This window comes from Hydrogenophaga sp. SNF1 (assembly GCF_034421675.1).
GTDB lineage: Bacteria > Pseudomonadota > Gammaproteobacteria > Burkholderiales > Burkholderiaceae_C > Hydrogenophaga > Hydrogenophaga borbori.
In genome coordinates this window covers 1,212,147-1,225,171 of the sequence record NZ_CP139793.1, presented here as the reverse complement: position 1 = coordinate 1,225,171, position 13,025 = coordinate 1,212,147, and the positions used below count along the sequence as shown (strand labels likewise).

General features: G+C 68.9%; 13 protein-coding genes. 8 read left to right on the top strand and 5 right to left on the bottom strand.

The annotated features are described in order from the left end of the window. The first annotated feature begins 23 nt into the window (after positions 1-23). A complete protein-coding gene (locus SOM08_RS05940) occupies positions 24-509 on the top strand; it encodes a YajQ family cyclic di-GMP-binding protein (protein ID WP_070398916.1) in 486 nt (161 codons plus the stop codon). 155 nt (positions 510-664) lie between these two features. Beyond that, positions 665-1,246, top strand: coding sequence for a retropepsin-like aspartic protease family protein (locus SOM08_RS05935; RefSeq protein WP_322470251.1), 582 nt, complete (start codon positions 665-667; stop codon positions 1,244-1,246). 1 nt (position 1,247) lies between these two features. On the opposite strand, the gene SOM08_RS05930 is transcribed toward SOM08_RS05935, so the two are convergent. From SOM08_RS05930 to SOM08_RS05915, 4 genes are all read right to left on the bottom strand, one after another. After that, positions 1,248-1,607 carry a RidA family protein gene (locus SOM08_RS05930; protein WP_116958152.1) on the bottom strand — a complete coding sequence of 120 codons (360 nt, stop codon included), beginning with the start codon at positions 1,605-1,607 and terminating at the stop codon, positions 1,248-1,250. After that, complete coding sequence (gene plsY / locus SOM08_RS05925; protein WP_322470250.1) at positions 1,604-2,233, bottom strand: glycerol-3-phosphate 1-O-acyltransferase PlsY; 630 nt, start codon at positions 2,231-2,233, stop codon at positions 1,604-1,606. The genes SOM08_RS05930 and plsY overlap by 4 nt, the downstream gene beginning before the upstream one ends. 47 nt (positions 2,234-2,280) lie before the next feature. Continuing rightward, positions 2,281-2,772: an aminoacyl-tRNA deacylase gene (locus SOM08_RS05920; RefSeq protein WP_116958153.1), complete on the bottom strand. Its 492-nt coding sequence runs from the start codon at positions 2,770-2,772 to the stop codon at positions 2,281-2,283. A gap of 100 nt (positions 2,773-2,872) precedes the next feature. Beyond that, positions 2,873-3,925, bottom strand: a complete 1,053-nt coding sequence (locus tag SOM08_RS05915; protein WP_116958154.1) for an aldo/keto reductase — start codon at positions 3,923-3,925, stop codon at positions 2,873-2,875. 135 nt (positions 3,926-4,060) lie between these two features. Between SOM08_RS05915 and SOM08_RS05910 the strand changes: the two genes are divergently transcribed. Further along, entirely contained in the window at positions 4,061-4,744 is a 684-nt protein-coding gene (locus tag SOM08_RS05910) for an OmpA family protein (protein WP_181936433.1), read from the top strand. A 65-nt stretch (positions 4,745-4,809) separates the two neighbouring features. Here SOM08_RS05910 and SOM08_RS05905 read toward each other — a convergent pair whose 3' ends face one another. Further along, positions 4,810-6,546: an acyl-CoA synthetase gene (locus SOM08_RS05905; RefSeq protein ID WP_322470249.1), complete on the bottom strand. Its 1,737-nt coding sequence runs from the start codon at positions 6,544-6,546 to the stop codon at positions 4,810-4,812. A gap of 48 nt (positions 6,547-6,594) precedes the next feature. On the opposite strand from SOM08_RS05905, the gene SOM08_RS05900 reads away from it, so the two are divergent. The 5 genes from SOM08_RS05900 to SOM08_RS05880 all read left to right on the top strand — a co-directional run bounded on the left by SOM08_RS05900 (position 6,595) and on the right by SOM08_RS05880 (position 12,982). Beyond that, positions 6,595-7,509, top strand: coding sequence for an alpha/beta hydrolase (locus SOM08_RS05900; RefSeq protein WP_322470248.1), 915 nt, complete (start codon positions 6,595-6,597; stop codon positions 7,507-7,509). A gap of 59 nt (positions 7,510-7,568) precedes the next feature. After that, positions 7,569-8,075: a hypothetical protein gene (locus tag SOM08_RS05895; RefSeq protein ID WP_116958157.1), complete on the top strand. Its 507-nt coding sequence runs from the start codon at positions 7,569-7,571 to the stop codon at positions 8,073-8,075. 93 nt (positions 8,076-8,168) lie between these two features. Beyond that, positions 8,169-9,273 (top strand): peptide chain release factor 2 gene (gene prfB / locus SOM08_RS05890; RefSeq protein ID WP_116958158.1). Its coding sequence is split into 2 segments (ribosomal slippage): positions 8,169-8,249 and positions 8,251-9,273, totalling 1,104 coding nucleotides; the frame shifts between segments, so codons are not numbered across the junction. A gap of 3 nt (positions 9,274-9,276) precedes the next feature. Beyond that, on the top strand, positions 9,277-11,961 hold the full coding sequence (pepN, locus tag SOM08_RS05885; RefSeq protein WP_322470247.1) for an aminopeptidase N: 2,685 nt from the start codon (positions 9,277-9,279) through the stop codon (positions 11,959-11,961). 13 nt (positions 11,962-11,974) lie between these two features. Next, positions 11,975-12,982 carry a class 1 fructose-bisphosphatase gene (locus tag SOM08_RS05880; protein ID WP_116958160.1) on the top strand — a complete coding sequence of 336 codons (1,008 nt, stop codon included), beginning with the start codon at positions 11,975-11,977 and terminating at the stop codon, positions 12,980-12,982. Positions 12,983-13,025: the final 43 nt, after the last annotated feature.

Below are 13,025 nucleotides of genomic sequence, written 5' to 3'. Positions count from 1 at the left end.
TTCTCACCCACCGCCGCCTCGCCATGCCCTCGTTCGACACCGTCCTAGAAGCCGATCTCGTTGAAGTCAAGAATGCCGTCGATCAGGTCGCGCGCGAGATCGGCACGCGCTTCGACTTCAAGGGCACGAGCGCCGCCATCGAGCTGAAGGACAAGGAGATCACCCTCACCGGTGACGCCGACTTCCAGCTCCAGCAGATCGAGGACGTGCTGCGCAACAAGCTCGCCAAGCGCAACGTGGACGTGCGCTTCCTCGACATGGGCAAGGTCGAAAAAATGGGCGGCGACAAGGTCAAGCAGGTGGCCAAGGTGCGCAACGGCATCGCCACCGAAGACGGCAAGAAGATCCAGCAGGCCATCAAGGCCAGCAAGCTCAAGGTGCAGGCCGCCATCCAGGGCGACGCCGTGCGCGTGACCGGCGCCAAGCGCGACGACCTGCAGGCCACCATGGCCATCATCAAGAACGAGATGAAGGACCTGCCGCTCTCGTTCAACAACTTCAGAGACTAGTGGACCACCCCCGCCGCGCTTCGCGCGCCCCCCTCAAGGAGGCGGCGCCTGCGGCCCGGCACAGCCGGTTCCGCGGCGCCTCTGGGTGGCGGTGGTCACGAGCGCTGCTGGTTGGCCTCTGGGCGGGCTCCACCGGCTTTTCTTATGCCCAGTCGGTGTCGCTGTCGGGCATCTCCGGCAGCAAGGCCCTGGTCGTCATCGACGGCGCCGCGCCGCGTTTTCTGGCGGCTGGCCAGGCGCACCAGGGCGTTCGCCTGGTGTCGGTGCAAGGCGAATCGGCCGTCGTCGAGATCGGCGGCCAGCGCCAGACCCTGCGACTGGGCGAAGCCCCGGTGAGCCTGGGCGGCGGCGGGGCCGAGGCGGGCGGCGCCCAGCGCGTGGTGCTCACGGCCGACGGCAGCGGCCACTTCATGCCCCAAGGCCAGATCAACGGCCGCGCGGTGCAGTTCATGGTGGACACCGGCGCCACACAAATCATCATGGGCGAGTCCGAGGCCAAGCGCATCAACCTGGACTACCAGCGCGGCCAGCGCGTGACGGTGCAGACGGCCAACGGCACCGCGCCGGGCTACCGCGTCACGCTCGACTCGGTGCGCGTGGGCGACGCCCAGGTGCATGCCGTGGCCGCCATCGTGCTGCCACAGCCCATGCCCTTCGTGCTGCTGGGCAACAGCTTCCTCACGCGCTTCCAGATGCAGCGCAACAACGACCAGCTGATACTGGAACGGCGCTACTGACTCAGGCCTGCGCGGCCGTCACCACGATCTCGATGCGGTACGCCGGGTTGGCCAGCGCGGCCTGCACGGTGGCGCGCGGCGGCGCGGCGCCGGGCACCACCCAGGCGTCCCAGACCTCGTTCATGGCCGCGATGTCGCGGATGTCGGTGAGGAAGATCTCGGTGCGCAGGATGCGCGACTTGTCGCTGCCGCATTCCTTCAGGCGCTGCTCCACCTGTTGCAGCACGTCCGCGGTCTGGCCGCGGATGTCGGTGTCGCCGCGCTCGGGCACCATGCCCGCCAGGAACACGATGCCGTTGAACACGGCGGCTTCGCTGTAGCGCGCGGCCATGCCCACGCGCTGGATGCCTTGCTGGTTCATTGTTTCTTGGCTCCGAGCTGGCTTTCCTTGCCGGCCAGCAAGCGGTTGATGTTCTCGGCGTGGCGCCACACAAGCAGCACCGCCATCACCGCCAGGCTCAGCACCATCACGCCCGGCGCCTCCCAGGCCACCCCGCCGCCCAGCAGGTAGTAGGCCGGCGCGAACACCGCCGTGACGATGGACGCCAGCGAGGAATAGCGGAAGAAGATGGCGATGATCAGCCAGGTGAGCAGCGAGGCCAGGCCCAGCCAGGGGTTGAAGCCCAGGATGACGCCGGCCGCCGTGGCCACGCCCTTGCCACCCTGGAACCTGAAGAACACGGGGAACAGGTGGCCCAGGAAGGCCGCCAGGCCCACCAGCGCCACCGTGCCCGCGCCCAGGCCGAAAGGCTCGCCCCAGTGCGCCACCACGAACACCGGCAGCCAGCCCTTCACCGCGTCGAGCAGCAGGGTGACGATGGCCGCCGCCTTGCTGCCCGAACGCAGCACGTTGGTGGCGCCGGGGTTCTTGCTGCCGTAGGTGCGCGGGTCGGACAGACCCATCAGGCGGCTGACGATCACCGCGAAGGACAGGGACCCGATCAGGTAGGCGGCCAGGGTGGCCAGCGCGGGATAGAGCGCTTGCAAGGGCATCTCCTCGGTCAAGGGTTCTTATGGTCGGAATGGAGCGCGCGTCATTCTGCCAGCGCGCACCGCACCGCCTGCGCGCCCAGCGGACCGCTCAGCACGGCCGGCTCGATGCCGACCAGGAAGCCGCGCCGCCCGCCATTGATCCAGAGGCGCGGCAGTTCCAGCACGGTAGCTTCCACGAACACCGGCATGGCGCGCTTGAGCCCGAAGGGCGAGGTACCGCCCACCAGGTAGCCGCTGTGGCGGTTCGCCACTTCGGGCTTGCAGGGCTCCACCGACTTCGCGCCGATCTGGCGCGCCAGGTTCTTGGTGGACACCGTGCGGTTGCCATGCATGAGCACGGCCAGCGGCTTGGCGGCCTCGTCCTGCATGATCAGCGTCTTCACCACCGCGAACGGGTCCAGGCCCAGCACCTGGGCGCTGTGCTGCGCCCCGCCGTGCTCCAGGTATTCGTAGGGATGCTCGGTGTACGCCACGCCGTTCGCCTTGAGCCAGGCCGTGGCGGGTGTCTCGGAAACATGTCGGGGCTTGGGCATACCAGGGCTTTGTCCAGAGATGCCGCGGAACCGGCTCTGCCGGGCCGCAGGCATCGCCCCCATGAGGGGGTCGCGCGAAGCGCGGCAGGGGTGTTGCTTTTTACTGCGCGGGGTCGCGGCTGTCCCAGCGGATCTTGTCCACCGCCGCCTGCAGCTCGGGCGTGAACGGCGTGCCCCAGGCGTCCAGGCACTCATCCAGCTGGGCCACGGTGGTCACGCCGATGATGGTGGAAGCCACGCGCCAGTTGTTGTAGCAAAAGGCCAGCGCCAGCTGCGCGGGCGTGAGGCCGTGCTCGCGGGCCAGCGCGTTGTAGCGCTGGGCCGTGGCCAGGGCCTCGGGCCGGCCCCAGCGCTGCTTGCGCATGCTCTCGAAGATGGCCAGGCGGCCGTGCCCGCCCACCAGGCCGGTGCCGTCGTACTTGCCGGTGAGCAGGCCAAAGCCCAGCGGCGAGTAGGCCAGCAGCGACACGCCCAGGCGGTGGCTGGTCTCGTCCAGGCCGTTCTCATAACTGCGGTTGATCAGGCAGTAGGGGTTCTGCACCGTGGCCACGCGCGGCAGGCCGTGCTGCTCGGCCAGGCGCACGAACTCGTGCACGCCATAGGGCGTTTCGTTGGACAGGCCGATGGCGCGCACCTTGCCCGCTTTCACCAGCTCGGCCATGGCCTCGAGCTGTTCGAGCATCGAGGCGCAGGGTTTGTCCTTGGCGGGGTCGAAGCTGAGCGCGCCGAAGGCCGGCAGGTTGCGCGCCGGCCAGTGAATTTGATAGAGGTCAATCACCTCGGTCTGGAGGCGGCGCAGACTGCCTTCGCAGGCTTTCACGATTTCGGCCTTGCTCAGGCCTGCGTTGTCGCCGCGGATCCAGGGCATGCCGCGCGACGGCCCGGCCACCTTGGTAGCGAGCACCAGCTTCTGGCGCTGGCCGGGGTGGCGGGCGAACCAGTTGCCTATGATGGTCTCGGTGGCGCTGAAGGTTTCGGCGCGCGCGGGCACGGAGTACATCTCGGCCGTGTCGATGAAGTCCACGCCGCGCTCGACGGCGCGGTCCAGGATGCGGTGCGCGGTCGGCTCATCGACCTGCTCGCCGAAGGTCATGGTGCCGAGGCAGATCGGGGTGACTTGAAGGGGGCTCTGGCCAAGTGCGACGGGGTTCATGCAAGGATTTGTAACGTCAGAGAATTCCTACGGGGTCAATATCCCCGTAGGGGTATAAGTTTAGGCGCTGAGTTGTCCACCGTCGGCTGCGCCAGGCGGGGTCTGTTTTCCCCATCAACAACGAGGAGTTCCACCATGTCCCACACCGTTTCCCACACCACGCGTGGCCTGACCGTTCTCACCGTGGCGGCGGCTCTGGCCATCAGCGGCTGCGCGAACATGAGCGAGACGCAGAGCGACAGCGCCAAGGGCGCTGGCATCGGCGCGGCGGCGGGCCTTGTGTTGGGCGGCCTCACCGGTGGCTCCAAGGGCGCCGCCCAGGGCGCCGTGCTGGGCGCCGGCGCGGGCGCGCTGGGGGGCTACATCTGGTCCACGCGCATGCAAGAGCAGAAGAAACAGATGGAAGCGGCCACCGCGGGCACCGGCATCGGCGTGAGCCAGACGGCCGACAACCGGCTGAAGCTGGACGTGCCGGCCGATGCGGGCTTCGCGTCGGGCCGCTCCACGCTGAGCCCGACGCTGGTGCGCGTGCTGGGCCAGTTCGCCACCACGCTGCAGCAGAACCAGGCCACGCATGTGACCATCATCGGCCACACCGACAGCTCGGGCAGCGACGCCATCAACAACCCGCTGTCCTTCGACCGCGCCAATGCCACGCGCGACTACCTGGTGGGCCGGGGCGTCGCGGCGACGCGCATCAGCACCGACGGCCGCGGCTCGCGCGAGCCCATCGCCGACAACGGCACGGCCCAGGGCCGCGCCATGAACCGCCGCGTGGAAATCTATGTGGCCGAGCCGGCCAGTACCGCGCAGCGCTGACCCATCACTGCTGTCACCGCTCTCTCAAGCCCGGCAACCGCCGGGCTTTTTTTGCGCCCGGCGCGTCAGGCGAGGCGCGCGCGCTCCTCTTCCTGCACGCGCAGCACGCGGCGCTGCACCTTCCCCGTGGTGGTCATGGGCAGCGCGTCGATGAACTCGATCTCCTTCGGGTACTCATAGGGCGCCAGCCGCCCTTTCACGTGCGACTGCAGCTCGGCGACCAGCGAGGCATTGCCGACATGTCCCGGCGACAGCACCACGTAGGCCTTCACCACCGCCCCCCGCTCCCGGTCCGGCTTGGGCACCACCGCCGCGTTCGCCACCGCCGGGTGCTTGACCAGGCAGTTTTCGATCTCGCTCGGCCCGATGCGGTAGCCCGCGGCTTTGAACACGTCGTCGGCGCGGCCCTGGTACCAGAGGTAGCCGTCTGTGTCGCGCACGGCCAGGTCGCCCGTGCGGCACCAGCTGCTGGCGGGATCGCCGGTGAACTTGCCGCGCGTGGCCGCCTCGTTTTTCCAGTAGCCCAAAAAGAAGATCGGGTCGGGCTCGCCGTGCACGTCCAGCCGGTGCACGGCCACGTCGCCGGGCACACCCACGGGACATTCCTTGCCGTCGTCGTCGATCACCGCCACCCGGTGGCCTGGGTAGCCCTTGCCCATGCTGCCGGGCCGCGCCGGCCACAGGCGCGCGCAGTTGCCCACGATGTAGTTGATCTCGGTCTGGCCGAACATTTCATTCACCGTGATGCCCAGCTCGTCCCGGCACCAGCTGAACACGGCGTCGCCCACGGCCTCGCCGGCGCTCATCAGCCCCTGCAGCACGAAGCGAAACTGCCGCTTGGGGCGCGGGTACGCCTTCATCATGGCTTTGAGCGCGGTGGGAAACAGGAAGCTGTGCGTCACGCCGTGGCGCTCGATGAGTTCAAAGGCGGTCTGCGGGCTGAAGCGGCCGTTGTGCGCCACGATGGGCCGGCCGAAGTAGAGCGTGGGCAGCAGCGCATCCATCAGGCCGCCGGTCCAGGCCCAGTCGGCGGGGGACCAGAACACCGCCTCGCTGGGGCGGCTGGTGTCGAAGGGGTCGAAGCCGAACCAGTTCTGGCTGCACACGAAGCCCGTGAGGTTGCCGATGAGCGCGCGGTGCGGAATGAGCGCGCCCTTGGGGTTGCCGGTGGTGCCGCTGGTGTAGATCAGCACCGCGGCTTCGTCGGCGCGCGTGTGCGCGGGTTCGAAGGCCTCCTCTTCCTGCGCCAGCAGTTGCGCCCAGTCGAGCGCGCCGCCACGCGCGGGCCCTTCGGGCGCGTCGACGGCGATCAGTTCGTTCAACAGCGGGCAGGCGGCGCCCACGCCCTGCACCGCGGCCAGGGTGCTGGCGTCGCAGATGCCGAGCACGGCCTCGCTGTCGCGCAGGCGAAACTCCAGCGCCTCTGGACCGAAGAGCTGCGACAGCGGCATGGCCACCGCGCCCATCTGCAGCACGGCCATGTAGGCCACGGCGGTTTCGAAGCGCTGCGGCAGCACGATGGCGACGCGGTCGCCGCGCTGAACGCCCAGGGCGTCGAGCGCGTTGGACAGGCGATTGGCCTGGGCGAAGAGCTCGGCGTAGCTGTGCTCGCGGTCGGCCTGGCCGGGAGCGGTGGCGATCACCGCCGTGCGGCGGCCGCTGGCCGCGCCCGTGGCCCAGCGGCGCATGCAGACCTCGGCCATGTTGAACTCGGCCGGCACCTGCCAGCGGAAGTCCGCGTGCAGCGCGGGATAGTGGTCGATCGCGGTGTCACGGCCTGGGCGGCGGGCGGCGTGGGGCATGCCTTTGTCTCCAAGCCCCGCGACCGGGGGCTCTCTATGATCGGGCGAATGTACCAAGCACGACGCCCCTCACGCAGCGAGTTTCTCCCCATCCGCGGCTGGCGCTACCACCTGCGCCACTGGGGCACGCCCGAGGCCGGCCGCCCGCCGCTGGTGCTGGTGCATGGCTGGATGGACGTGGCCGCGTCGTGGCAGTTCGTGGTGGACGCGATGCGCGAGGACCGCCACATCGTCGCCCCCGACTGGCGCGGCTACGGCGACACCACATGGAACGGCGCCGCCCCCGACAGCTATTGGTTCCCCGACTACCTGGGCGACCTCGACGCCCTGCTCGACGCCCTGGCCGGTGAACAGCCCGTGGACCTGGTGGGCCACAGCATGGGCGGCCACGTCGCCACGCTGTACGCGGGCGCGCGGCCACAGCGCATCCGCCGTCTGGTCAACCTGGAAGGCTTCGGCATGCCGGCCTCCCCGCCCGAGCAGGCGCCCAAGCGCTACGCCCAATGGCTGGACGAGATCCGCGCCCTGCGCCGGGGCGACATGGACCTGAGCGACTACGCCGACGCCGAGGGCGTGGCGCGCCGCCTGACGAAAACCAATCCGCGCCTGCCGCCGGACAAGGCCGACTGGCTGGCGCGACAGTGGGCGCGGCCGAATGCCGAGGGCCGTTGGGCCATCCTGGGCGACCCGGCGCACAAGGTCACCAACGCCGTGCTGTTCCGGCCCGAGGAAGCCATCGAGGTCTACCGCCGCATCGCCGCGCCCACGCTGTGCGTGGTGGCCAGCGACGACAGCCTGGGCCTGTGGTGGAAGGGCCGCTACACGCTGGACGAATTCCGCGAGCGCATCGCGCACGTGCCGAACCTGCGCCACGCCCTGATCGAAGACGCGGGACACATGATGCACCACGACCGGCCCGAGGCCCTGGCGGCACTGATCGAGGACTTCCTGCGCGGCGGCTGAGTCACGTTTTCTTGCATACCCCGACCTTCCCGAAACAGGCAGGAAGGCATACTTGGCCGATGCGACCGCTCCATTCTTTTGCCGCCACGGCCGCCCTGCTCTGCGCCCCCGCCTTCGCCTTCAACGCCTGCCCCGGCTGGGACAACCCCTTGCCCGAAGGCCAGTCGCGCTACGAGCTCTTCGCCTCGCCCTACACCCACCACTGGTCCAACGACCCGGAACACCGCCCGGTGTTCGCCCTGGCGCTGAACCGCCAACTGCCCGACGACCGCTTCTGCGGCCTGTCCTTGTTCCGCAACTCCTTCGGCCAGCCCTCGGCCTACCTCTACGCGGGCAAGCGCTGGAACGACCTCATCGACGGCTGGCCCCAGGTCTACGCGCAGGTGAGCGCCGGCGTCCTCTACGGCTACGTGGGCCAGTACAAGAACAAGGTGCCCGGCAACGTCGGCGGCTTCTCGCCCGCCATCGTTCCGGCCATCGGCTACCGCCTCAACGACAAGGCCGGCCTGGAAGTGCAGATTCTGGGCACCGCGGCCCTGATGTTCGGCTTCACCTGGCGCTATTGACGCACCAGCGGGGCCATGGGCGGCGCGGCCATCGCCAGAGCCGCCCCTGCATGAGAAAATCAAGGTTTTTGCCGAACACACGCAGGAACCGCCATGGACGCCGAACAGATCAACGCCATCCGCACGCAACTCGATGACCTGACCACCCGTGTGGTCGAGTTGCGGAGGTATCTTTGACTACGATGCCAAGGCATCGAAGCTGAAAGAAGTCGAATCCGCGCTGGAAGACCCCACCGTCTGGGACAACCCCAAGCGCGCCCAGGACCTGGGCAAGGAAAAGAAAGCCCTGGAGGACGTGGTGCTGGTGCTCGACCGGCTCAGCGTCGAGCTCGCCGACAACACCGAGCTGCATGAGATGTCGGCCGCCGATGACGACCACGCCGGCCTGCAGACCATCGCCAACGAGGCCGCCAAGATCCAGGCCGAGGTGGAGAAGCTCGAATTCCGCCGCATGTTCAACAAGCCGGCGGACCCGCTGAACTGCTTCCTCGACATCCAGGCCGGCGCCGGCGGCACCGAGGCCTGCGACTGGGCCAGCATGCTGCTGCGCCAGTACCTGCGCTACGCCGAACGCAAGGGCTTCAGCACCACGGTGGAAGACGAGACCCCGGGCGACACCGCCGGCATCAAGAGCGCCACCATCAAGATCGAGGGCGAATACGCCTTCGGCCTGCTGCGCACCGAAACCGGCGTGCACCGGCTGGTGCGCAAGAGCCCCTTCGACAGCTCGGGCGGGCGCCACACCTCGTTCGCCTCGGTGTTCGTCTACCCCGAGATCGATGACTCGATCCAGATCGACATCAACCCCGCCGACGTGCGCGTGGACACCTACCGCGCCAGCGGCGCGGGCGGCCAGCACATCAACAAGACCGACTCGGCCGTGCGCCTGACGCACATGCCCACGGGCATCGTGGTGCAGTGCCAGGACAGCCGCAGCCAGCACAGCAACCGCGACCTGGCCTGGCAGCGGCTGCGCTCGCGCCTGTACGACCACGAGATGCGCAAGCGCATGGAAGAGCAGCAGAAGCTGGAGGACACCAAGACCGACGTCGGCTGGGGCCACCAGATCCGCAGCTACGTGCTGGACAACAGCCGCATCAAGGACCTGCGCACCAACGTCGAGATCTCCGCCACCCAGAAGGTGCTGGACGGCGACCTCGATCCTTTCATCGAAGCCTCGCTCAAACAAGGGGTGTGATCCATGAGTTCCCTGCGTGAAGGCCCCACCACGGTGGTGCGCCGCGAAGACTACGCCCCGCCCGCCTACTGGATCGACACGGTCGAACTCACCTTCGACCTCGACCCGGCCAAGACCCGCGTGCTCAACCGCATGGCGCTGCGCCGCAATCCGGCCGTGCCCGCGCAGCCGCTGCGCCTGGACGGCGAGGAGCTCAACCTCGCGCGCGTGCTGGTCAACGGCGCCGGCTGCTCCTTCAAGATGGACGGTGGCCAGCTGGTGCTGGACAACCTGCCAAGCCTGGAGGAACACGGCGACGCGCCCTTCACGCTGGAGATCTTCACCACCTGCGCGCCCGAGAAGAACAGCCAGCTCATGGGCCTGTACGTGAGCCAGGGCACCTTCTTCACGCAGTGCGAGGCCGAGGGGTTCCGCCGCATCACCTACTTCCTCGACCGGCCCGACGTGATGGCCAGCTACACCGTCACGCTGCGCGCCGACAAGCAGCGCTACCCGGTGCTGCTGTCCAACGGCAACCTGGTCGAGTCGGGTGAACTGGCCGATGGCCGCCACTTCGCCAAGTGGGTCGACCCCCACCGCAAGCCCTGCTACCTGTTCGCCCTGGTGGCGGGCCAGCTCGTGGCGCGCGAGCAGCGCATCGTCTCGCGCGGCGGCCAGGAGCACCTGCTGCAGGTCTACGTGCGCCCCGGCGACATGGACAAGACCGAGCACGCCATGAACTCGCTCATGGCCAGCGTGGCCTGGGACGAGGCCCGCTTCGGCCTGCCGCTGGACCTCGAGCGCTTCATGATCGTGGCCACCAGCGACTTCAACATGGGGGCGATGGAGAACAAGGGCCTCAACATCTTCAACACCAAGTACGTGCTGGCCAACAGCGCCACCGCCACCGACACCGACTTCGCCAACATCGAATCGGTGGTGGGCCACGAGTACTTCCACAACTGGACCGGCAACCGCGTCACCTGCCGCGACTGGTTCCAGCTCTCGCTCAAGGAAGGCCTCACGGTCTTTCGCGACCAGGAGTTCAGCATGGACCTGTGCGCCGAGGCCTCGGCGCGCGCGGTCAAGCGCATCGAGGACGTGCGCGTGCTGCGCACCGCCCAGTTCCCCGAGGACGCGGGCCCCATGGCCCACCCGGTGCGACCCGACAGCTACGTCGAGATCAACAACTTCTACACCGTCACGGTGTACGAAAAGGGCGCCGAGGTCGTGCGCATGATGCAGACCCTGGTCGGCCGCGAGGGATTTGCGCGTGGCATGAAGCTCTATTTCGAGCGCCACGACGGCCAGGCCGTCACCTGCGACCACTTCGCCCAGGCCCTCGCCGACGCCAACCCCGACAGCGCGCTGGCGCGCCTGCTGGAACCCTTCAAGCGCTGGTACAGCCAAGCCGGCACGCCGCGCGTGCGCGCCGAGGGCCACTACGACGCCGCCGCCCGCCGCTACACGCTGTCGCTCACGCAGCGCTGCGCGCCCACGCCGGGCCAGGCGCTCAAGCAGCCCTTCGTGATCCCGGTGGCGCTGGGTCTGCTGGACGCCGAGGGCCGTGAACTGCCTCTGGCGCCCGAGCAGCGCCTCTTCGTGCTCACCGAGGTCAGCCAGTCGCTGGTATTCGACGGCGTGGACAGCGAGCCCGTGCCCTCGCTGCTGCGCGGCTTCTCGGCGCCCGTGGTGCTGGAATGCGACTACAGCGACGAGCAGTTGCTGATCCTGCTCGCCAACGACAGCGACCCCTTCAACCGCTGGGAAGCCGGCCAGCGCCTGGCGCTGCGCCGCGCGCTCGCGGCCATTGCCGCCCCCGGCGCGGTGGACGACCCGCTGGACGCCGCCTTCATCGAGGCCATGCGCGCCGTGCTGCGCCACGAACGCCTGGACGCGGCCTTCAAGGAACTGGCCCTCACCCTGCCCAGCGAGACCTACATCGCCGAGCAACTCGAGGTGGTGGACCCGCAGCGCGTGCACGCGGTGCGCGAGGCCATGCGCGAACAGCTCGCCACGGCCCTGCAGGCCGACTGGGTCTGGGCCTACGAAGCGCACAAGGACAACGGCGCCTACCGGCCCGACCCGCTGAGCGCGGGCCGCCGCGCCCTGGCCGGCCTGGCGCTCGCCATGCTGTGCCTGCAGGCGCGCCGCTCGGGCGACGCCGTCTGGCCCGGCAAGGCCTACCAGCGCTTCAAGGACGCCGGCAACATGACCGACCGCTTCAACGCGCTGTCGGCCCTGGTGGTGGCCGACCACCCGCTGGCGCGCGAAGCGCTCACCCGCTTCCACGCCATGTTCCGCGACGAGGCCCTGGTGCTGGACAAGTGGTTCGCCCTGCAGGCCGGCGCGCCCGACCGCGGCGGCAACGTGCTGCCGGCGGTGAAGCAGCTCATGGCGCACCGCGACTTCAACCCGCGCAACCCCAACCGCGCGCGCAGCGTGATCTTCAGCTACTGCAACGCCAACCCGGGCGCCTTCCACCGCGCCGACGCGGCCGGCTACGTGTTCTGGAGCGAGCGCGTCATCGAGATCGATCGCTTCAACCCGCAGGTGGCCGCGCGCCTGGCGCGCGCGCTGGACCGCTGGAGGAAACTCGCTGAACCCTACCGCGGCGCCGCGCGCGAGGCCATCGCCCGCGTGGCCGCGCAGACCGAGCTGAGCAACGACGTGCGCGAGGTCGTGACCCGCGCCCTGTCTGACGACTGAGAAACCCCCGACCATGAGCCAACGCATCTCCCTCACCCGCTACCTCGTCGAAAAGCAGCGCGTCGACGGCCACATCCCCTCGCAGCTGCGCCTGCTCATCGAGATCGTCGCGCGCGCCTGCAAAAGCATCAGCCATGCGGTGAACAAGGGCGCGCTGGGCGGCGTGCTGGGCACCGCCGGCAGCGAGAACGTGCAGGGCGAGGTCCAGAAGAAGCTGGACATCATCGCCAACGAGGTCCTGATCGAGGCCAACGAATGGGGCGGCCACCTCGCGGCCATGGCCAGCGAGGAAATGGACAGCATCTACGTGGTGCCCAACCGCTACCCGCAGGGCGAGTACCTGCTGCTGTTCGACCCACTCGACGGCTCGTCGAACATCGACGTCAACGTCAGCATCGGCACCATCTTCAGCGTGCTGAAGATGCCCGAGGACGACCGCGGCGTCGACGAGGGGGACTTCCTGCAGCCCGGCCACCGGCAGGTGGCGGCGGGCTACTGCGTCTACGGCCCGCAGACCACGCTGGTGCTGACCGTGGGCGACGGCGTGGCCATGTTCACGCTGGACCGCGAGCAGGGCTCCTTCGTGCTCACGCAGGAAGACGTGCGCATCCCGGCCGACACCAAGGAGTTCGCCATCAACATGAGCAACATGCGCCACTGGGACGCCCCGGTGAAGCGCTATGTGGACGAATGCCTGCAAGGCAAGGAAGGCCCACGCGGCAAGGACTTCAACATGCGCTGGATCGCCAGCATGGTGGCCGACGTGCACCGCATCCTCACGCGCGGCGGCATCTTCATGTACCCCTGGGACAAGCGCGAGCCCGACAAGCCCGGCAAGCTGCGCCTGATGTACGAGGCCAACCCCATGAGCTGGCTGGTGGAACAGGCCGGCGGCGCCGCCACCAACGGGCGCGAGCGCATCCTGGACATCCAGCCCTCCAAGCTGCACGAGCGCGTCAGCGTGATCCTGGGCAGCAAGAACGAGGTCGAGCGCGTCACCCAATACCACCGCGAGGCCTGAGCCGCCGGCCACGGCCCAGGCCCCGCCCGCTTGGCTATAATGC

Coding starts and splice junctions, on each gene's coding strand:
- SOM08_RS05920 (WP_116958153.1), bottom strand. CDS start 2,772: ATGCCCAAGCCCCGACATGTTTCCGAGACACCCGCCACGGCCTGGCTC.
- SOM08_RS05910 (WP_181936433.1), top strand. CDS start 4,061: ATGTCCCACACCGTTTCCCACACCACGCGTGGCCTGACCGTTCTCACC.
- SOM08_RS05900 (WP_322470248.1), top strand. CDS start 6,595: ATGTACCAAGCACGACGCCCCTCACGCAGCGAGTTTCTCCCCATCCGC.
- SOM08_RS05880 (WP_116958160.1), top strand. CDS start 11,975: ATGAGCCAACGCATCTCCCTCACCCGCTACCTCGTCGAAAAGCAGCGC.
- SOM08_RS05915 (WP_116958154.1), bottom strand. CDS start 3,925: ATGAACCCCGTCGCACTTGGCCAGAGCCCCCTTCAAGTCACCCCGATC.
- SOM08_RS05905 (WP_322470249.1), bottom strand. CDS start 6,546: ATGCCCCACGCCGCCCGCCGCCCAGGCCGTGACACCGCGATCGACCAC.
- SOM08_RS05930 (WP_116958152.1), bottom strand. CDS start 1,607: ATGAACCAGCAAGGCATCCAGCGCGTGGGCATGGCCGCGCGCTACAGC.
- SOM08_RS05940 (WP_070398916.1), top strand. CDS start 24: ATGCCCTCGTTCGACACCGTCCTAGAAGCCGATCTCGTTGAAGTCAAG.
- SOM08_RS05895 (WP_116958157.1), top strand. CDS start 7,569: ATGCGACCGCTCCATTCTTTTGCCGCCACGGCCGCCCTGCTCTGCGCC.
- pepN (WP_322470247.1), top strand. CDS start 9,277: ATGAGTTCCCTGCGTGAAGGCCCCACCACGGTGGTGCGCCGCGAAGAC.